This window comes from Nocardia spumae (assembly GCF_020733635.1).
Taxonomy (GTDB): Bacteria; Actinomycetota; Actinomycetes; order Mycobacteriales; family Mycobacteriaceae; genus Nocardia; species Nocardia spumae.
In genome coordinates this window covers 2,684,543-2,702,779 of sequence record NZ_JAJFZL010000001.1, presented here as the reverse complement: position 1 = coordinate 2,702,779, position 18,237 = coordinate 2,684,543, and the positions used below count along the sequence as shown (strand labels likewise).

General features: G+C 69.4%; 17 protein-coding genes. 10 read left to right on the top strand and 7 right to left on the bottom strand.

All coding sequences use genetic code 11. The features are described 5' to 3' along the window. The first annotated feature begins 13 nt into the window (after positions 1–13). Together LKD76_RS11815 and LKD76_RS11810 are read left to right on the top strand one after the other, a co-directional pair. Positions 14–1,510 carry an MFS transporter gene (locus LKD76_RS11815; RefSeq protein WP_227981069.1) on the top strand — a complete coding sequence of 499 codons (1,497 nt, stop codon included), beginning with the start codon at positions 14–16 and terminating at the stop codon, positions 1,508–1,510. After that, positions 1,455–2,639, top strand: coding sequence for a hypothetical protein (locus tag LKD76_RS11810; RefSeq protein WP_227981068.1), 1,185 nt, complete (start codon positions 1,455–1,457; stop codon positions 2,637–2,639). The genes LKD76_RS11815 and LKD76_RS11810 overlap by 56 nt, the downstream gene beginning before the upstream one ends. 2 nt (positions 2,640–2,641) lie before the next feature. Here the strand turns inward: LKD76_RS11810 and LKD76_RS11805 are convergent, their stop codons facing one another. Beyond that, the gene (locus LKD76_RS11805; protein WP_227981067.1) at positions 2,642–3,430 is read right to left on the bottom strand and encodes a competence protein CoiA family protein; all 789 of its coding nucleotides are present in this window, start codon (positions 3,428–3,430) and stop codon (positions 2,642–2,644) included. 422 nt (positions 3,431–3,852) lie between these two features. Here LKD76_RS11805 and LKD76_RS11800 point away from each other — a divergent pair, with 422 nt between their 5' ends. Together LKD76_RS11800 and LKD76_RS11795 are read left to right on the top strand one after the other, a co-directional pair. Further along, positions 3,853–5,097 carry an MFS transporter gene (locus LKD76_RS11800; RefSeq protein ID WP_227981066.1) on the top strand — a complete coding sequence of 415 codons (1,245 nt, stop codon included), beginning with the start codon at positions 3,853–3,855 and terminating at the stop codon, positions 5,095–5,097. Then, the gene (locus LKD76_RS11795) at positions 5,094–5,633 is read left to right on the top strand and encodes a GNAT family N-acetyltransferase (RefSeq protein ID WP_227981065.1); all 540 of its coding nucleotides are present in this window, start codon (positions 5,094–5,096) and stop codon (positions 5,631–5,633) included. The genes LKD76_RS11800 and LKD76_RS11795 overlap by 4 nt, the downstream gene beginning before the upstream one ends. Positions 5,634–5,682: 49 nt before the next feature. On the opposite strand, the gene LKD76_RS11790 is transcribed toward LKD76_RS11795, so the two are convergent. Together LKD76_RS11790 and zapE are read right to left on the bottom strand one after the other, a co-directional pair. Beyond that, on the bottom strand, positions 5,683–6,489 hold the full coding sequence (locus tag LKD76_RS11790) for a tyrosine-protein phosphatase (protein WP_227981064.1): 807 nt from the start codon (positions 6,487–6,489) through the stop codon (positions 5,683–5,685). Positions 6,490–6,566: 77 nt separating this feature from the next. Next, a complete protein-coding gene (zapE, locus tag LKD76_RS11785; protein ID WP_227981063.1) occupies positions 6,567–7,586 on the bottom strand; it encodes a cell division protein ZapE in 1,020 nt (339 codons plus the stop codon). A gap of 35 nt (positions 7,587–7,621) precedes the next feature. On the opposite strand from zapE, the gene LKD76_RS11780 reads away from it, so the two are divergent. The 4 genes from LKD76_RS11780 (at position 7,622) to msrB (ending at position 11,947) form a co-directional block, all read left to right on the top strand. Next, a complete protein-coding gene (locus tag LKD76_RS11780) occupies positions 7,622–8,413 on the top strand; it encodes a pyrimidine reductase family protein (protein ID WP_227981062.1) in 792 nt (263 codons plus the stop codon). A gap of 32 nt (positions 8,414–8,445) precedes the next feature. Next, positions 8,446–10,008 carry an alpha/beta hydrolase gene (locus tag LKD76_RS11775; protein WP_227981060.1) on the top strand — a complete coding sequence of 521 codons (1,563 nt, stop codon included), beginning with the start codon at positions 8,446–8,448 and terminating at the stop codon, positions 10,006–10,008. Between the two features lie 84 nt (positions 10,009–10,092). After that, a complete protein-coding gene (locus LKD76_RS11770; protein WP_227981059.1) occupies positions 10,093–11,433 on the top strand; it encodes a glycosyltransferase family 87 protein in 1,341 nt (446 codons plus the stop codon). A gap of 58 nt (positions 11,434–11,491) precedes the next feature. Beyond that, positions 11,492–11,947, top strand: coding sequence for a peptide-methionine (R)-S-oxide reductase MsrB (msrB, locus tag LKD76_RS11765; RefSeq protein WP_227981058.1), 456 nt, complete (start codon positions 11,492–11,494; stop codon positions 11,945–11,947). A 143-nt stretch (positions 11,948–12,090) separates the two neighbouring features. On the opposite strand, the gene hemQ is transcribed toward msrB, so the two are convergent. From hemQ to hemE, 3 genes are all read right to left on the bottom strand, one after another. Further along, positions 12,091–12,786, bottom strand: coding sequence for a hydrogen peroxide-dependent heme synthase (gene hemQ, locus LKD76_RS11760; RefSeq protein WP_227981056.1), 696 nt, complete (start codon positions 12,784–12,786; stop codon positions 12,091–12,093). A gap of 144 nt (positions 12,787–12,930) precedes the next feature. After that, positions 12,931–14,271 carry a protoporphyrinogen oxidase gene (locus LKD76_RS11755; RefSeq protein ID WP_227981055.1) on the bottom strand — a complete coding sequence of 447 codons (1,341 nt, stop codon included), beginning with the start codon at positions 14,269–14,271 and terminating at the stop codon, positions 12,931–12,933. Positions 14,272–14,284: 13 nt separating this feature from the next. Further along, positions 14,285–15,352 carry a uroporphyrinogen decarboxylase gene (gene hemE / locus LKD76_RS11750; protein ID WP_227981054.1) on the bottom strand — a complete coding sequence of 356 codons (1,068 nt, stop codon included), beginning with the start codon at positions 15,350–15,352 and terminating at the stop codon, positions 14,285–14,287. Between the two features lie 206 nt (positions 15,353–15,558). On the opposite strand from hemE, the gene LKD76_RS11745 reads away from it, so the two are divergent. Beyond that, positions 15,559–16,110: a DUF3000 domain-containing protein gene (locus tag LKD76_RS11745; protein WP_372465983.1), complete on the top strand. Its 552-nt coding sequence runs from the start codon at positions 15,559–15,561 to the stop codon at positions 16,108–16,110. 22 nt (positions 16,111–16,132) lie between these two features. Further along, positions 16,133–17,434 (top strand): HRDC domain-containing protein, encoded by a 1,302-nt coding sequence (locus tag LKD76_RS11740; RefSeq protein WP_227981052.1) that lies wholly within the window; start codon positions 16,133–16,135, stop codon positions 17,432–17,434. On the opposite strand, the gene LKD76_RS11735 is transcribed toward LKD76_RS11740, so the two are convergent. Then, positions 17,422–18,225: an enoyl-CoA hydratase gene (locus tag LKD76_RS11735; RefSeq protein WP_227981051.1), complete on the bottom strand. Its 804-nt coding sequence runs from the start codon at positions 18,223–18,225 to the stop codon at positions 17,422–17,424. The genes LKD76_RS11740 and LKD76_RS11735 overlap by 13 nt on opposite strands. Between the last annotated feature and the right edge of the window lie 12 nt (positions 18,226–18,237).

Sequence of the window (18,237 nt, the reverse complement as noted above, 5' to 3'; positions counted from 1 at the left end):
CCACACTGGCCGCATGACCAGCGCACCCACGACCTCGCACCGGCGCGACCGTGCTCTCATCCTCACGGTGATGTGTGCCGGCATGTTCCTGGTGCTGTTGGACGTGACCATCGTCAACGTCGCACTACCCGCGATCGGACGGGGGCTGGGCGCCCAGATCGCGCAGCTGCAGTGGGTGGTCGACGGATATGTCGTCGCCATCGCCGGACTGCTGCTCGCGGCCGGGACGATCGGCGACCGGGTCGGGCACCGCCGAATGCTACTCACCGGATTCGCGCTGTTCGGCCTGGCCGCACTGGGGTGTGCGCTGGCGCCGGACGTCGCGGTGCTGATCGGGGCGCGGATCGCGCAGGGGGTGGGCGGCGCGCTGTTGCTGCCCAGCACGATGGCCGTGATCGTGGAGGTCTTTCCCGGCCGCGCCGAACAGGCGCGGGCGCTGGGGACCTGGGCGGCGGTGTCGTCGCTGGCGCTGCCGGCCGGCCCCCTGCTGGGCGGCGTGCTGGTGACGCGGTGGGGATGGCGGCCGGTGTTCTGGATCGCCGTACCGCTGACGATCGCGGCGACCGTCGCCGCCCGGATCGTCGTTCCGGCCGACGTCGCACGCCGCGGCGGTCGTCTCGATCTGCCCGGTCTGACCGGGTTCGTCCTGGGCCTGGGCAGCCTGGTGTTCGCGATCATCTCCGCGGGCCACCGGGCCGGGCCCGGAATCGTCGCCACGGCCGCGGTGGTCGCCGTCGCCGCACTCGCCGCGGCCTTCGCGTCCGCGCGCCGCGGCACCGATCCGTTCCTGCCGGTGGACCTGTTGCGGCGCAAGCAACTCCTGGCGCCGAATGTGGTGGCCCTGACGATGAATCTGATCTTCAACGGAATCCTGTTCGTGGGCATGCTGTATCTGCAGGACACGCTGGGCCGCTCCCCCGCCGCCGCGGGCGCCGCGATCATCCCGCTGGCGCTACCGCTGGTGATCCTGGCACCGGTATCGGGACGGCTCACCGCGCGGTACGGGCCGCGACCGGCCATCGCAGGTGGCTGCGTCCTCGCCGCCTGCGGGTCGATCCCGCTGACCACTCTCGGGCACACCGGCGGAATCGGCCGGTTGCTCGCCGCCTTCACCGTCCTGGGCTGTGGCTCCGGGCTCATCACCACCGCGGTGGTCGCGGCCACGGTCCGCGCCACCCCGGCCGACCGATCGGGACTGGCGACGGGGGTGTCCAACACCGCTCGCCAGGTCGGAACCGCCTGTGGTGTGGCGATATTCGGCGCGGTGGCCGGGTCGCCGGCCGCGGCGGGATTCGTGGACGGGATCCACCTGCTGGGCGCCGCGTCGGCGGCCGCGTGGGTCGTAGCGTTGCTCATCACACTGTTCGCGATCGGACACGGCCGCGCTTGCCGGGCCGAAACCACACGAGGGCATAGGCTTTCGAATGGACGTGCGAGACGGCGAAAGGCAAGCGGTGACGACCAACCGGATCGAGGAGATACAGGCCGGGCTGCTCGACGACCTGCGTGACGGCATCTCCTTCCGCTCCGAGCAGATCGCCGACACGCTGGCGGCGATGGTCGGCGACCAGGCCTGCGATCGTCCCCGCGACGGAGAACTGCTCACCCGCAGGCTGGGGCTGAACGGTGTGCGCCCGGAAACGCTGACGCTGCTGGGGGCGCGCTTCGAGCTGTCCCGCGACCGGGTTCGCCAGCTCTACACCCGCGCCGCCGGACAGCTGATCCGGCGGGTGCAGGCCACCGGATATCCGGATCCCGCGATCTTCGCCGAGCAGTATCCGGCCGAAGCCGGCGATCAGCATCTGATTCGCACGCTGCTCATCGAAACCTATGTGGGAGACAGCGATATCGCCGCCCAGGATCTCGCCTACCTGAAACTACGACTGGCCGGGCATTCGCTGATCGACGCCAAACGGGTGGCGGGCTTCGTCTTTCAGCGCATCGCCGTATGGCAGCAGCGGGGACGCTGGCATCCGGATCGCCCCCGGACGTCCGAACCCACTGCCGGACAGCTCCTTCCGCTGCTGCGGCGCGCACAGTGGCCGGGCGGGAATCCCGCCGCGCTGCCCGAACTGCCGATCACCACCGTCGACGCGGACGATGACGCGCGCGGGCGGATCTTCGCCGAAAAGCTGGGCCGGGAAGCGACATTCGACACCGCGCTCCAGGCCAGGCTACTGCGACTGCTCGACGAGAGCGAACAGGTCGACAGCTATGTGGAACGTCCGATCGCCGTCGACTACGAGCTCGACGGTGTGCCGGACTCGTACTGCCCCACCATCGCGGTCCGGCTCACCGACGGCCGGGTGCTGCTCGTCGACGTGGTCGCGCTGGGACAGCTCGGACTGCATGCCAACCGGGTCCGGCTCGAGGCGGCCCGGGCGCACGCGCATGCGCGCGGCTGGGGCCTGCTGGTGTTCACCGGAAGCCGCCTCGGCGAGCCGGACCTGTTGCAGCACACAGTATCCGCGCGCTCGGAGAATATCCTGCGGAATCGGCTGGCTACCGGTCCGCTCGACTGGTCCGGGTTCCGGGCCTGCGTCGACGGCACCGATCTCGAGCCCGTGGATCTGATCGCGCTGGTGCTGCGCCACCACTGGCGCTGGGACCGCGCCCCCTTCCGGCTCGCGGCGTCCTGAGCTCAGTGCAGCATGAACCCGGCCACGATGAAGGTGACGATCACCAGCATCGCGAAGCACGTCATCAGCTGCCAGTGCATGACCGCCTCACGCTGCCGGGCCAGACGCACCCGCAGGCCCGCCTCGAGCCGGTCCCGGTCGGCCAGGGTGCGCCGCGCGGCATCCAGCTGGCCGACGACCAGTTCTGCCCGCTCGAGCCGCTGGTTCAGTTTGTGGATGTGTTTCGCCTTGTCCCGGGTCGCCCTGCGGGCCACGGCCAGTTCGGTGCGCTGATCGAGTAGTTCCTGACGCTGCTGCGCGATCATCATCGCCTGCGCGTGGGTGTGGGCCTCCCAATTGCTCACCGTCGCCCACCCTCTCGTGTTCTCGTCCAGATACCCGCAGGACAACTCGCCCGCGACCCAGCCATCGATGAATTCCCTTATTCCCCAGGGGGTTTGCCTGGGCCCCAGGATACCGTCGGAGTCGACGACCAGCCCACCCGACAGTGCCCGGTACTCGCAGCCGGCGGCGGCGAAATCGTCGACACCGAGAGCCGGAATCTGCCCGATCCAATATCCGGTCGGGCACAACCACAACACCTCGTCACAGCCCACCGCCTTCAACCGGGCGGTGCGTTTGCGGGCGTGGGTCAGCGATACGGGTGAGCTGCGGACCTCGATCGCATACAGCCGCCCGCCGCGCCGCCACAGCAGTCCGGGGGTTTGCGCTCCCAGCGGCTTGTCCACCTCGGCATCGTCGGCGCCCGCCGCCAACAGTCTGCCCCGCAACCAGTACTTGAGCCGCTGCACATCCCAATGACAATTGCCACAGCCCGGTTCACGACACCGGTCCCCTGCCTGGTGTCCGCGCGGATTCGGTTCCACCGCAGGCAGTTTCACTGTCTCCAGCGGAGCCAGAATCGTTGCCTGCTGCCTCGTCTCGGTCCGTTCTGTCGTACTCACGGCACCACTTCCCCTACCCGTGCACCCGCGGCCCGTCCGGCCCGCTCTCTCCAGAGTGCCGTACATGCCAGGGGGCTTCACGTACCCGTGACCGGATTCGTTATCCAACCGGGAGCCCGGCGTGATCAACTGCCTCGCTGAGCTGCGGTTTCGGCACGGCCGGACAGCGGCGTGATCGGGACGTCGCGCAGCCGGTACCCCGTGCGGGCCCGCGGCGGCACGCACCGGTCCACTACCGTCGCCCGGCACCGACCGATTAGGCTGCCCAGATGTTCGACCGCGGATACATCTCTGTATCGACACCGCTCCGGGCGGCCCGCACGGCCAATTCGGTGGCCTTCGCGCTGCAGGGATTCTTCCTGGCGGTCATCCTCACCGAACTGCCACAGCAGCGCGATCGGCTCGGCCTGACCGACACCGTCATCCTGGTGGCCGTCGTGATGATCTCCGGACTCGCCGCGGGCGGCAGCCTGCTCGCCGAGCGCGTGGCACTGCGCTGGTCCAGCCGGGTGGCACTGCGCGTGGGCCTGGCGCTGGTGGCGGTGACCGGACTGGTGATCGCGGTCGCGCCGAATATCGTGATCGACCTGATCGCGCTGGGCTGTTACGGCGTCGCGGTCGGCATGGTCGATGCCGGCACGAATATGCAGGCGGTCTTCATCCAGCACGGGTACGGGCGGTTCGTGCTGTCGTCGTTCTACGCCGCCTGGAGCGCGGGCTCGATCCTGGGCGCGCTGTTCGTGTCCGGATGCGAGAAGGCGGGGATCACCCTGCCCTACGCGGTGACCATGGCCGCACTCGTGGTCGCGGTCGCCGGACTGGTGTTCGGGCCCCGGTTGCTGGGTTCCGATCAAGCCGAGGGACACGCCGCCGAGCCGGGCGCCGCGCCCAGCCCCCGGACAGTCACCGCGGTTCCGCTGCGTGCCTACCTGGCGCTGGGTATCGCGATGGCGCTGGTCTTCGCGATAGATCTGGCGGTGGGCAATTGGTCGGCGCTGTATCTGACCGACGATCTGCTGGCCTCGTCGGCGACGGCCGCGCTGGCACTGGCGGCCTATCAGGGCGCCTCGCTGATCACGCGACTCACGGGTGACTGGTGGGTGCGCCGGTTCGGGGCGCGCGCGGTCGTGCGGGTGGCCGCCACCATCGGCGTGCTCGGCCTGGCATTGGTGGTCGCGGCGCCGGGACCGGTGGCGGCGCTGATCGGTTTCCTCGTCGCGGGGCTGGGCCTGCCGGTGATCGCGCCGCTGTGCTTCAGCGAGGCCGGGCGCCTGACCGACGGCCGCGGCCTGGATGCGGTGATCGCCCGGCTCAACCTGTTCAACTACGCGGGCACGCTGATCGGCGGCGGTGTGGTCGGGGCGGTCGCGGACGCGTCGAGCAGGCGGGCCGGATTCGTCATCCCGTTGCTGTTCGCCGCGATCCTGATCGCCACGGCTCGGTTCTTCCGGCCGCGCCCGAGTCCCAGCGAACACGCGGCAACGAATTCCGGACGTGCTGTACTGGACCCATGACCGAGCAACAAGTCGTCGTCGATCGCGCCGGGCTCTGGGACGCCGAGGCACTGAGCGACGTTGCGGCGGCCACCTTTCCACTGGCCTGCCCGCCGGAGCTGACCGACGAGAGTATCGAGACCTTCATCGCCGATGTCCTGTCCGACGAGCGCTTCGGCGACTACCTCAGCGATCCCCGGCGCACGGTGCTCAAGGCCGTGGCGGGCGGCGATATCGTGGGATACGCCATGGTGGTGGCCGGTGATCCGGCCGATCCGTCGGTCGCGGCGGTGATCGATGTCCGCCCCGCGCTGGAGATCAGCAAGATGTATGTGATGCCCGGCCATCACGGCACCGGGGTGTCGACCGCGCTGATGGACGCCGCGATCGAGCACGCGCGCCGCGGCGAATACGCGGTGGTGTGGCTGGGGGTCAACCAGCGCAACGAACGCGCGCAGCGCTTCTACGCCAAGCACGGATTCCGCACGGTCGGCACCAAGACCTTCACCGTCGGCGATCAGCTGTGCCACGACTTCGTGATGGCGTTGCGTCCGTGAATCCGGCCGCCGGGCAGCCGGATTGCGCACCGCATGCCGAAAACCGGTGTCAGGACAGCAGTTTCGCCCGCAACGCGGCGATATCGTTGTCGCTCAACTTCAGTCCGTCACGGACGTAGTTGTCGAAGCTGCCGTAGCTCTGATCCACCTGATCGAAGGCCGAGTCCAGCGCCGAGAGGATCACACCGTTGAGCGCATCGCCCTCGGACGCGTTGCGGTAGTAGTTCGACAGCAGGAAGTCGTAGTTCACGGTGTCGCGATCGACGCCGAGAATCGTCAGCAGCACGGCGGCGGTCCATCCGGTGCGGTCTTTGCCGGCCGAGCAGTGGAACAGCACCGAGCCGTCGGCGTCGACGATGTCGCGCAGGACGCCCGCGAACGCATCGCTCGCACCCGGCGCGGTGATGAAGGCGCGATAGAGGTCACTGCCCGCGCTGAGGGTGGAGGCCATCACCTGCGGCGGCGCCTGACCGATCACATCGTGGACATGCAGTGCCGCACCGGCCGGGACGCGATCCGGGCTCAGCGCCCGCTCGTAGCTCGTGCGCAGATCGGCGACGGTGCGCAGACCGCGGGCGGCGAGGGCCGCGGAGTCGGCGTCGGACAATCTGCTCAGGTCCGCGCTGCGGAACACCAGCCCCGTCTTCACCACCCGGCCGTCGGTCGTGCGGTAACCACCGATATCGCGGGCGTTCTGCACACTGGCCAGCGGCAGCGCGCGATCCTGGGTGTTCACCGCCACCGCCGGCGGCGGGGCGGGCGGATCGGCGGCGACCGCGACACCCAGCGCCGGGCCGGTCACGATGAGGGCTCCGGCCGCCACCGCGGCGGCGAGGCGAATCGAACGGGGGGCCATATCAGCTCCGATCGGAGAAACTGGACGTTCGTCCATGGTGCGATTTCGTCCCCGACGGTACGCCGTACGGAACGGACTCAGCCCGCCGGTACCTCGAAGCGCGACAGCGCCAGCAGCCGGGAGATCGCACGCAGATACTTCTTGCGGTATCCGCCGCCGAGCATCTCCTCGGAGAAGATCTTGTCCAGCGGCGTCCCGGCCACCGTCACGGGCGTGCCCGCGTCGTAGAGCCGGTCGGCGAGCACCACCATGCGCAACGCGACGGCCTGGTCGGTGATGGTGTGCACGCCGCGGATGTAGACCGCCGAGACGTCGGCGATCAGCGAGCCGTACTTCGACGGATGCAGCGTGCTGAGATGCTTCAGCAGCGCGTCGAAATCGTCGAGGGTGGAATTCGATGTCGCCGCGGCCTTTTCGGTCAGGACCTCGGGATCGGTCGGTTCCGGCGCGGGCGGCAGATCGCGGTGGCGATAGTCGGGGCCGTCGACCCGGATGGGCTCGAACAACGAGCCCAGTTTGCGGATCTCGCGCAGGAAGTCCTGGGCGGCGAACCGGCCCTCCCCCAGCTGATCGGGCAGGGTGTTCGACGTCGCCGCCACCGACACGCCGCGCGCGGTCAACTCGGTGAGCAGACGCGACACGAGCATCGTGTCGCCCGGATCATCGAGTTCGAATTCGTCGATGCACAACACGCTGTTGCCGCCGAGCCGTTCCACCGCGTTGGTGAAGCCCAGCGCGCCGACCAGATTGGTCAATTCTCCGAAGGTGCCGAACGATTTCGGCCCCGGCGACGCGTGGAAGATCGAGGCCAGCAGGTGGGTCTTGCCGACGCCGAAGCCACCGTCGAGGTAGAGCCCCGCGCCGCTGACCTGCTTCTTCTTACCGAACAATGATTTCTTGCCCGCGGCGGCGTGAATTTTGCCCACCCGCTCGGCGAAGTCGCGCGCCGCGGTCACGGCCGCGGCCTGACTCGGCTCCTTCGGGTCGGGAATGTAGGAGGCGAAACTCACCTCGTCGAATGTGGGCGGCGGCACCATCTGGGCGATGAGTTGATCGGCCGGAACCTCCGGATGGCGATCGACGAGGCGTTGTTGCACGCTCGTAGCGTACTGACGTGGTGTGATCGGACCTTATGCAGCGTGTCCCCGATGCGATCCAGTTCACAGCCCTGACGGCCGACGGCGCCGGTGAGATCACCGACCTCGTTCAGCTCTACACCTATCCGGCCGCGGTGGAGACGCCGTGGATCCGGGTCAACTTCGTGGCCAGCCTCGACGGCGCCGCCACCGTGGACGACCGTTCCGGTGCGCTGGGACGGCCCGCCGACGGCACCGTCTTCGCCATCCTGCGGGACCTGGCCGATGTGATCCTCGTCGGCGCGGGAACCGTGCGCGCGGAGAATTACGGCGGCGCCCGCACCGACTCCCGGCGCCGGATGCGGCTGCACCATCACGGTCTGGGCGGCGCGCGTGACGGCGCGCCGCCGCCCATCGCGGTCGTCACCGCGAGCGCGGCGCTGGACCCGGCGAGCCGGCTGTTCACCGATACCCAGCGCCCGCCGCTGATTCTCACCACCGCCGCCGCCGACAGCGCGCGCAAACACCTGCTCGCCGGCACCGGCGCGGAGGTGATCGAGGCCGGCCAGAGCACGGTCACCGCCGCCGATATCCGCCGCGTGCTGGCCGAACGCGGTCTGCTGCGGGTGCTGTGCGAGGGCGGGCCGTCACTGTTCGGCGAATTGATCGGCGCGGGTGCGGTCGACGAGTTGTGCCTGACCGTCTCACCACTGCTGGTCGGCGGCACCGCGGGACGAATCGCGGTGTCGCCCAAGGCCTTGCCGACGGCGATGAGCCTGCGTCACGCGCTGCTCGACGACGACGGCACGGTGCTCACCCGATGGGAGCGCACGCGCACCCAGAGCTGAAACGGCGCACCGAACCTGGCAGGGTGTAACGCATGCGTTGGACTCGCGCCGCTCTGCTGGCATCGTCGCTGACGGTTCTGCTGACCACCGCCTGCGGTGCCGGACCGTCGCAACGTCCGGGCGTGGCGGTGGAACATCCGCACGGCGGATCGGGCCCGGCCACCAGCACCAGCGCCGCTGCGGCGGCGCCGCCGCAGGCGCAGGTGCCCACAACCGATCTGTCCTGGCACGATTGCGCCGCACCGACGTTCAACCTGCTGGGAACGGGTGCGCCGCCGGCCGGGGTGATCTTCGAATGCGCCGAATTCTCCAGCCCGATCGATTCCGGCGGATCGGTGCTGGGCACCTTCCGTATCGCCGCGGTCCGTGCCCGCACCCCGCAGACCCCCGCCGACGCCGCGCCGCTGGTGGTGACCTCCGGCGGTGACCGCTCCACCACCGCCACCGTCGCGGGCCTGGTCTCCGGCCCGGGCGCGGAGATCCTGGCCAGCCACCCACTCGTCGGGGTCGATCGGCGCGGCATCGGCAGCTCGCAGCCGATCGACTGCCTGCCCGACGACATCCGACAGGGCCTGGCCGACAACGGACAGTTCGCCCCTGGCGGCGACAAGGTGGACGCGATGGCGACGCTGAGCCAGAACGCCACCATCGCCTGCCAGGACTTCCTGCAGCCGTACCAGGGGACCTTCGACGCCCCGCACGCCGCCGACGATATCGAGCAGCTGCGCAAGCAGTGGCAGGTCGATCGGATCGATCTGCTCGGCACCGGCAACGGTTCCCGGGTGGCACTCGGATATGCGGCCAAATACGGTGATCACCTGGCCCGGCTGGTACTGGACTCACCCGAACCGAGCGGCACCGACGCGGTCACCCGGACCGAACAGCAGGTCAAGGGCGCCGAGGCCGCGTTGACCGGATTCGCGCGGCGCTGCGCCGATCTCGGCTGTTCACTCGGACCCGATCCCCGGGCGGCGATCACCGATCTGGTCGGCAAAGCCGGATCCGGGCAACTCGGCGAACTGTCCGCATCCGCCCTGACCACCACCATCACCGGTTTCCTCGGTGATCCCCGCGCCGACCAGCCCGCGCACACCACCGAACTGGCCGATGCCCTGTCAGCGGCCGGACGCGGCGACCGCGGTCCGCTACAGGGACTGGTCACCCGGGAGGCCGCGGCGATCGGATCCGACGGCCAATTCGTGTCGCGCTGCAGCGACAACCAGCAGCCGGCCACGCCGGACCGCGCCAAGCAGCTGGAAAACGATTGGGGCGCAAAGTATCCGGTATTCGGCCGGACGGGCGCGACCGGACTGATGGAATGCTCGGCCTGGCCGGCCGCACAGGCACCGAAGCAGCCGGGCGCATTCGCACTGCCCGTGCTGGTACTCGGCACGACCGCCGACCCGGTGGTCGGCGGTGAGGGCAGATCATCGGTCACCGGTGCGCTCGGCGCCGCCGGTGCGCGCACCTCCACCGTGCAGTGGCAGGGCTGGGGGCATCCGGTGTTCACTCACTCCGGCTGCGCGCAGCAGAACATCACCGCCTATCTGAAGGATGCGACACTGCCGGCCGACGGCACCGCCTGCCCGGCCTGACCACCTGTGACCGATGCGATCGATCACGCGCTCGACGGCGGGTCCGCGCAACCATAGCCAGGGTTTCCGGTGTACCGTGCCCCAGTGTTCCTTCGTCAGCTCGAGCCGCGCACCGCTCGCACCACCGCCGAAGTGTTCAACTTCGCACTGTGGCCCTTCGCGATACTCACCGTGCTGCACCAGGTCATCGTCAAAGGGACCAATTTCAGCATCACCGACGACTTCGCACCCGTCTACAAGGCGTCGCTGGCATTTCTCAACGGCCGGTCGATCTACGGTGAGAACTTCGATCTCGTCGATCCGCACTACCTGTACCCGCCGAGCGGAACACTGCTGGTCGCGCCGCTGGCGCTGATCGATCCGGATAAATCTCGCTGGTGCTTCATCGCGTTGAACGCGGTCGCGATCATCCTGGCCTGGTACCTGCTGCTGCGGCTGTTCAAGTACTCGACGAAGTCGGTGGCCGCGCCGTTGCTGCTGCTGCTGATGTTCGCCTCCGAAACCGTCATCAACACCCTCGGCTTCGGCAATGTCAACGGCTGCCTCCTGCTGGCCGAGGTGCTGTTCATCCACTTGCTGCTGCAGCGACGCGATCTGCTGGCCGGGCTGGTCATGGGATTGACCATCGCGGTGAAACCGACGCTCGCGCCGCTGCTGCTGATACCGCTGGCACGCAGGCAGTGGCAGGTGTTCATCACCGCGATCGGCGTCCCGGTCGTGCTGATGGCCATCGCCTGGCCGCTGATCAAGGATCCGATGGACTTCGTCCACCGCACCGTGCCGTACCTGCTCAAATCCCGCGACTACTTCAACAGCGCCATCGTCGGCAACGCCGAGTACTACGGCCTGCCGCCGTGGCTCACCTGGAGTATCCGGATCGTGCTGGGCGTACTGGTGCTGATCTCGCTGTGGCTGCTGTACCGGTACTGCCGCGACGACGAGGTGTTCTTCGTCTGCACCAGCGCCGGCGTCATCCTGACCGCCTCGTTCCTGCTGCCCGGCCTGGGCCAGCAGTACTACTCGATGATGCTGTTCCCGTTCCTCATGACGGTGGTGCTGCGTAATTCGGTGCTGCGCAACTGGCCCGCGTGGGTGGCGATCTTCGGTTTCATGACCTACGACAAATGGCTGCTGGACCACTGGCAGAGTGCCGGTCGCGCCCTGGAGTATCTGCGGGTCACCTTCGGCTGGGCGTTGCTGCTGATCGTGGTGTTCTGCGTGCTGGGCGACCGGTATCTGGCCGCCCGGCGAGACGGGCGCCTCGATTCGGGTATCGAACCCGCATTCCTGCTGCCACGCGCGGCGAGCCCGGCGGCCACCGTCACCGATTCGCCGTCCACCCGGGTCGGCAGCCGCGAACCCGTCCCCGCCGACGATGACGCGGTGGAGCCGCCGACACCGTCGGAGGCCGGGGCGCTGCGCTGATCCGCGGGGTGAGCGCGCACACCCGATGCGGGTTCGGGAGCGCCACTAGAATCGACTCATGAGCTCCGACGCCGAATCATCCGCGACCTCGTCGCTACCGGCCCCCAAGATCGAGCTGAGCCCGCAACAGTGGCGGGCCCGGCTGAGTCCGCAGGAGTACGCGGTGCTGCGTGAGGCCGGCACCGAGCGGGCGTTCACCGGTGAATACACCGACACCGAGACCACCGGTGTCTACAGCTGCCGGGCCTGCGGTGCCGAACTGTTCCGCAGCGCCGAGAAATTCCATTCGCACTGCGGCTGGCCGTCGTTCTTCGATCCCGCCGATTCCGATGCGGTGATCCTGCGGTCCGACGATTCGCTGGGGATGCGCCGGGTCGAGGTGCTGTGCGCGAACTGCCACAGCCACCTCGGCCACGTCTTCGAGGGCGAGGGCTATCCGACGCCGACCGACAAGCGGTACTGCATCAACTCGATCGCACTGCGTCTGCACCCCTCGGACGACACGGCCGGCTGATCGGACCCGGCCCGATGCCCGGTCCCGCAACCCTCGGGACACGTCGGGCAGACGCGCGACCGAGCTGACGGCAAGACCTTACGGGGTACGAGACCGCGGCGGCATGCCCCGAATTCCCGGGGCACACCGGCCGGCGGCCCCGGTCAGGGCAGTGCGGCGATCAGCTGTTCGATGTCCACCCGAGGCCCGCTGAAGAACGGGATCTCCTCGCGCACATGATTGCGCGCGTCGGTAGCGCGCAGCTCGCGCATGAGGTCGACGATGCGGTGCAGCTCCGGCGCCTCGAAGGCGAGGATCCACTCGTAGTCGCCCAGGGCGAACGAGGCGACGGTATTGGCCCGCACATCCGGATAGGCCCGGGCCTGCTTACCGTGGTCGGCCAGCATGCGGCGGCGCTCCTCGTCGGGCAGCAGGTACCACTCGTAGGACCGGACGAACGGGTAGACGCAGATGTAGTTGCCCGGCTCCTCACCGGCCAGGAAGGCCGGGATGTGGCTCTTGTTGAACTCCGCGGGGCGGTGGATCGCGGCATTGCTCCACACCGGGGTGCTCGCGCGGCCCAGATCGGTGGTGCGGCGGAATTCGGCGTAGGCCGCCTGCAGATCCTCGATCCGCTCGGCATGCCACCAGATCATGAAATCGGCGTCGGCACGCAGACCGGCCACATCGTAGATTCCGCGCACCACGACACCGCGCTCGTCGAGCGAGTCGAAGAATTCGCGCGCCTGTTTGACCACGGTGTCGCGCTGCTCGCCCAGGGCCCCGGGTTTGACCTGGAACACCGAGAACATCAGATACCGGATGGTCGAGTTGAGAGCTTGGTAATCGAGTCGCGCCATAGCCACCATCGTGCCACTGAGCACTCCACGACAGCACAGCCGCACCCAGTCCGCCCCCACCCGGTTCCGGCGGATACCCGGTCGGTGCCGCCCCGCCGGCGCTCACCGCTCGCCGAGACGGCGGCCGGGTGATCCAGGGACCGCCTACTCCGACAGGATGCGCTGAGCCGCAGCGGTTCCCGAAGCGGCACATGCCGGGACACCGACACCGTGCAGATAGGCGCCCGCCACCGCCAGCCGGGGCAGCGCCGCCACCCGGGCCTCCAACTCGGCGATACGTGCCGTGTGACCGGGCGCGTATTGCGGCAGGCCGCCCCGCCACCGCTGGACGAGGGCGGTCTCCGGGCGCATCGCCACACCGGTGACCGTGGACAGATCCGCGACCGCGGCCGCGATCAATTCCTCGTCCGACCACGACAGCGGGGTGTCGTCGCCGAAGCGGCCGAAGGAGGCGCGCACCAGCGCCACATCCCGTTCGGCCAGATGCGGCCACTTGCGGCTCGACAGTGTGAACGCCTTGGCGCGCAACGGTTCTCCGGTGGCGACCAGAATTCCGGAATTGTCGGGCAGCGGCGTGCCGACCGGCAGCCCGAGCGCCACCACGGCCGAGGACGACAGCTCGATGGCGCTCGCGACCGCCGCCGCCTCCGGGGCGACCTCACGCAGCAGCGCGGCTGTCACCGGCGCCGGTGTCGCCAGGATCACCGCGTCGACCGCACCGATCGGATCGATCGCCCACCCGCTCGCGGTGCGCGTCGGACTCGTTGCCACCGTATCGGTTTCGAGCTTCGGCGCGGCGGCCTCGCGCAGCCCGTCGAGCAGGACGCGATATCCGTCGCGCAGACCGCCGAAGACCGGTGCGGTCGACGGAGGCGGGAGCGCGTCCGCGATCGCCCGCGTCAGATTCGGAGCACCGGCGTCGAGCGCGGCCGCCAGCGTCGGCAGCGCGGCCCGCACCCCGATCGACTCCGCGCGCCCGGCGTACACCCCGCCCAGTAGCGGATCCACACTGCGCGCGACGACCTGCGGACCGAAGCGGTCGGCGACCAGCTCGGCCACCGAGACGTCACCGCCGCGTTCCCAGCGCAGCGGGCGGCCGGGCTCGTCGGCGATCCGGGCCAGCGTCGCCTCGTCGACCAGGCCGGCGACCGGGTCCGGACCGCTGGGAATCCCCATCAGGGTGCGTTCGGGGAGCGGACGGGCCACCCCACCCGACCAGATCAGCGGCCGTCGCCCGGCCGGATGCACCAGCTGGTCGGACAGGCCCAATTCGGCCAGCAGCGCCGGGATTTCGGGCCGGCGGCCCACGAAGGCCTCCGCGCCCAGATCCACCGGTCCACCGCCGAGCTCACCGGTGTACAGGATTCCGCCGATCCGCTCGCGTCGCTCGACCAGGATCAGCTCGAGGTCGGAACCCAGCGCCCGCCGCAGCCGATAGGCCGCGACCAGCCCACTGATGCCACCGCCGATCACCGCGACTCGCATCGAACGCTCCTCGTTACAGCGGGACGGGCAGGCTGTGGATCAACTCCACGGCCGCGGTGATGGCGGCCGGGTCGGTATCGGGCAGGACGCCGTGGCCCAGGTTGAAGATATGCCCGGCCGCCCCCAGGGTGATCGCCTCGTCCGCCTCGTGCGCGATCCGGCGGATCTCGCGTTCGACGACCGCGCTCCCCGCGAACAGCACGGCCGGATCGAGATTGCCCTGCAACACTTTTCCGGCGCCGACCCGGCGCACCGCGGCCGTCAGCGGCACCCGCCAGTCGACCCCGACGACATCGGCGCCCGCCTCCCCCATCGCACCCAGCAACTCGCCGGTGCCGACACCGAAGTGGATGCGCGGCACACCGGACTCGGCGATCTCGGCGAACACCCGTTCCGAATGCGGCAGGACGAATTCCCGGTACTGCGCCAGCGACAGCGCACCGGCCCACGAATCGAACAGCTGCACCGCGTCCACCCCGGCGGCGATCTGCGCACGCAGGAATTCGATGGTGATATCGGTGAGCACACCGAGCAGCTCGTGCCAGGTCCGCGGCTCACCCAGCATCATCGCCTTGGTGCGCTCGTGATTGCGGCTCGGCCCGCCCTCCACCAGATAGGAGGCGAGAGTGAAAGGGGCACCGGCGAATCCGATCAGCGGTGTCGCGCCGAGCTCACCGAGCAGCAGCCTGACCCCCTCGGTGACCGCGCCGACCTCCTCGGGCCGCAGCCGCGGCAGCGCGCGCACATCCTCGACCGAACGCACCGGATCGGCGATCACCGGACCCACACCGGGCACGATATCGAGATCGATACCGGCCGCCTTGAGTGGAACGACGATGTCGGAGAACAGGATTGCCGCGTCCACACCGTGGCGGCGGACCGGCTGCATGGTGATCTCACACACCAGCTCCGGATCGAAGCACGATTCCAGCATGCCGATCCCGGCGCGCAGTTCGCGGTACTCGGGCAGCGAGCGGCCGGCTTGGCGCATGAACCAGACGGGACGCCGGCTGGGCCCGGCGCCGGTGGCGGCGGCGAGGAACGGCGCATCGGACAGAAGGCGGCGGGTTGGTGTGCTCATCACCGCTATCGTATGCCGCCGCGACGAGCGCATCCGCGCCACCGTGCGCACGTGGCGCAAGCGCCCGTAGCGGCGCGCCTCCGCGTGCCGGACACGGTTCAGGTCTACCGTTCACATTCGTGACACCGCTCGACTTCCGCGACGGCGCCGCACCGACCCCGGAGCCTGACAGCGAACCAGCCCAGTTTCGCGCCGCGGTCGATGCGATGGGCACCGCATCCGTCCATCCTCGGATCGAGCTCGCACCGATCCGGCCTCCCCAGCGACTGGCTCCCTATTCTTATGCCATCGGAGCGGAGGTCAAGCATCCCGACACCAACGTGATCCCGGTCGACTCCGACGACGACGCGTTCGGCCGCTTGATCCTGCTGCACGATCCGAACGGGCACGAGGCCTGGCACGGCGTGTTCCGGCTGGTGGCCTACATTCAGGCCGATATCGACGCGGCGCTGGCGGGGGATCCGTTGCTCCCCGAGGTCGCGTGGAGCTGGCTGGTCGACGCGCTGGAGTCGCGGGGTGAGGAATTCACGGCGCTGGGCGGCACCGTCACCTCCACGAGTTCGGTCCGCTACGGCGATATCGCCGGACCACCGCGCGCCTACCAGCTGGAGCTGCGCGCTTCCTGGACGGTGGGCTCTACGCAGCTCGCGCCGCACGTCGAGGCATTCTGCGAGGTACTGGCCTACGCCGCCGGGCTACCCCCGGCGGGTATCACCCATTTGCGTCCGCATCCACAGAACGCCGACGACCGGTTCTGAGGGCCACGTAGAGTTCAAAGCTATGCCCGAAGCCGACGAGTCCGACACCACCCCGGGGCCCCCGCCCGCGACGCCACCCGACGCGGACACCGCGGTTCCCCTGCTGGCTCCGGCCGACGGCATCCCTCCGGTCCTCGACAGCGCCGAGCAGATCGCCGCCGCGGCCGCGGCGCTCGCGGCGGGCGCCGGCCCGCTGGCGGTGGACGCGGAACGCGCCTCGGGATTCCGCTACTCGAATCGGGCCTATCTGATCCAGCTGCGCCGACGCGGCAGCGGCAGCTACCTGATCGATCCGATTCCGGATCCGGCGGCGGTGGACGCGCTGGCCGCGGTGATCAACGATCTGGAGTGGGTGCTGCATTCCGCGGATCAAGATCTGCCGTGCCTGGCCGAACTCGGATTGCGTCCGGCCCAGCTGTTCGACACCGAACTGGGCGGGCGACTGGCCGGATTCGACCGGGTAGGGCTGGCCGCGATGGTCGCCCGGCTGCTCGGCCGCGAACTGCGCAAGGGTCACGGCGCCGCCGACTGGTCCACCCGCCCGCTGCCGCAGGACTGGCTCAACTATGCCGCCCTGGATGTGGAACTGCTGGTGGAGTTGCGCGACGAGGTCGCCGCGGCACTCACCGAACAGGGCAAAGCCGACTGGGCCGCACAGGAATTCGAACATGTGCGCACCGCCGAGCCGGCCGCGCCGAAACCCGATCGCTGGCGCCGCACCTCCGGAATTCACACCCTGCGCCGGGCGCGGCAGTTGGCGACCGTGCGCGAATTGTGGACCACCCGTGACGGTATCGCGCGTCATCGCGATGTGGCGCCCGCCCGGATTCTGCCGGATTCGGCGATCATCGCCGCGGCACAGGCGGATCCGAAGACCATTCCGCAGCTGCGCGCCCTGCCGGTATTCGGCGGTCCGCGGCAGCGCCGGTATTCGCGCGAATGGCTGACCGCGGTGGAACGCGCTCGGGCGCTGCCGGATTCGCAACTACCGCCGATGTCACAGCCGTTCGACGGTCCCCCGCCGGTCAATCGCTGGGAACGACGCGACCCGGTCGCCGCCGCGCGCCTGGCCGCCGCCCGTGCCGCGATGAACGGATTGTCCGAGCGGCACACGATTCCGGTGGAGAACCTGCTCACCCCGGATCTGCTGCGGCGGCTGTGCTGGGACGGACTACCCGAATTCCGTTCCGGCGCAACACCGTCGGAACCGGCCGCGGCGATCGACAAGTATCTGGAGGCCGGTGGCGCACGGACCTGGCAACGCGAACTGGCGGTGCCCGAACTGGCCGCCGCCCTGTTCCCGGAACCGGATCAGTCCTCGTAGACCGGAGTGCGCCGGTCGCGGCGGGCGCGGATCGCCTCGTCGAAGTTCTCGGTGGTCAGCCGCACGTACAGCTGCGCCGTGCCCTCGTGCTGCATATGCGATTCCAGGCTGCCGGCTTCCATCCCACTCCACAGCATGCGCTTGGTGAGCTCGGTGCCGACCCGGCTGTAGCCGATCATGCGCTCGGCCATCTCGTAGCAGGTGTCCAGCAGGTCATCCGGGGCCACGGTGCGCGAGACGAGACCGATGCGTTCCGCCTCGGCGGCATCGATATCACGGCCCGACAGCATGATCTCGAAGGCCCGGGACGCCCCGATCGCCCGCGGCAGCAGATAGCTGATTCCGAGTTCGGCGGAGGTCAGACCGTTGTTGATACCCGCGGCCCGGAAGTAGGCCTGCTCCGAGGCGACCCGGATATCGGTGGCCATGCTCAGGCAGAAGCCGCCGCCGATCGCGGCCCCGTTGACCGCGGCGATCACGGGCTGATGCATCCGCCGCAACGTCGTCATCACACTGTCGAGCAGATCCATCGACCGGCGCGCGACAGTGGTGCGGGTGAGACCGTCGATATTGGGCACCCGCCCGGCGCCCTGCAGATCGGCGCCCGAGCAGAACCCGTGACCCGCGCCGGTCAGCACCACGACGCGCACGTCGTTGTCGGCGGCGACGGCCTCGAGGGTTTCGCGCAGCGGAACCATCACATCGAAGGCCATCGCGTTCATGCGGTCGGGCCGGTTCAGGGTGACCAGCGCGATCTGCGGGCGCGGTTTCTCGACGAGCACGAACGACATGCGGACTCCTAC

Coding starts and splice junctions, on each gene's coding strand:
- LKD76_RS11800 (WP_227981066.1), top strand. CDS start 3,853: ATGTTCGACCGCGGATACATCTCTGTATCGACACCGCTCCGGGCGGCC.
- LKD76_RS11735 (WP_227981051.1), bottom strand. CDS start 18,225: ATGTCGTTCGTGCTCGTCGAGAAACCGCGCCCGCAGATCGCGCTGGTC.
- msrB (WP_227981058.1), top strand. CDS start 11,492: ATGAGCTCCGACGCCGAATCATCCGCGACCTCGTCGCTACCGGCCCCC.
- LKD76_RS11815 (WP_227981069.1), top strand. CDS start 14: ATGACCAGCGCACCCACGACCTCGCACCGGCGCGACCGTGCTCTCATC.
- hemQ (WP_227981056.1), bottom strand. CDS start 12,786: ATGGCGCGACTCGATTACCAAGCTCTCAACTCGACCATCCGGTATCTG.
- LKD76_RS11755 (WP_227981055.1), bottom strand. CDS start 14,271: ATGCGAGTCGCGGTGATCGGCGGTGGCATCAGTGGGCTGGTCGCGGCC.
- LKD76_RS11745 (WP_372465983.1), top strand. CDS start 15,559: ATGGGCACCGCATCCGTCCATCCTCGGATCGAGCTCGCACCGATCCGG.
- LKD76_RS11780 (WP_227981062.1), top strand. CDS start 7,622: ATGCAGCGTGTCCCCGATGCGATCCAGTTCACAGCCCTGACGGCCGAC.
- LKD76_RS11795 (WP_227981065.1), top strand. CDS start 5,094: ATGACCGAGCAACAAGTCGTCGTCGATCGCGCCGGGCTCTGGGACGCC.
- LKD76_RS11775 (WP_227981060.1), top strand. CDS start 8,446: ATGCGTTGGACTCGCGCCGCTCTGCTGGCATCGTCGCTGACGGTTCTG.
- LKD76_RS11740 (WP_227981052.1), top strand. CDS start 16,133: ATGCCCGAAGCCGACGAGTCCGACACCACCCCGGGGCCCCCGCCCGCG.
- LKD76_RS11790 (WP_227981064.1), bottom strand. CDS start 6,489: ATGGCCCCCCGTTCGATTCGCCTCGCCGCCGCGGTGGCGGCCGGAGCC.
- hemE (WP_227981054.1), bottom strand. CDS start 15,352: ATGAGCACACCAACCCGCCGCCTTCTGTCCGATGCGCCGTTCCTCGCC.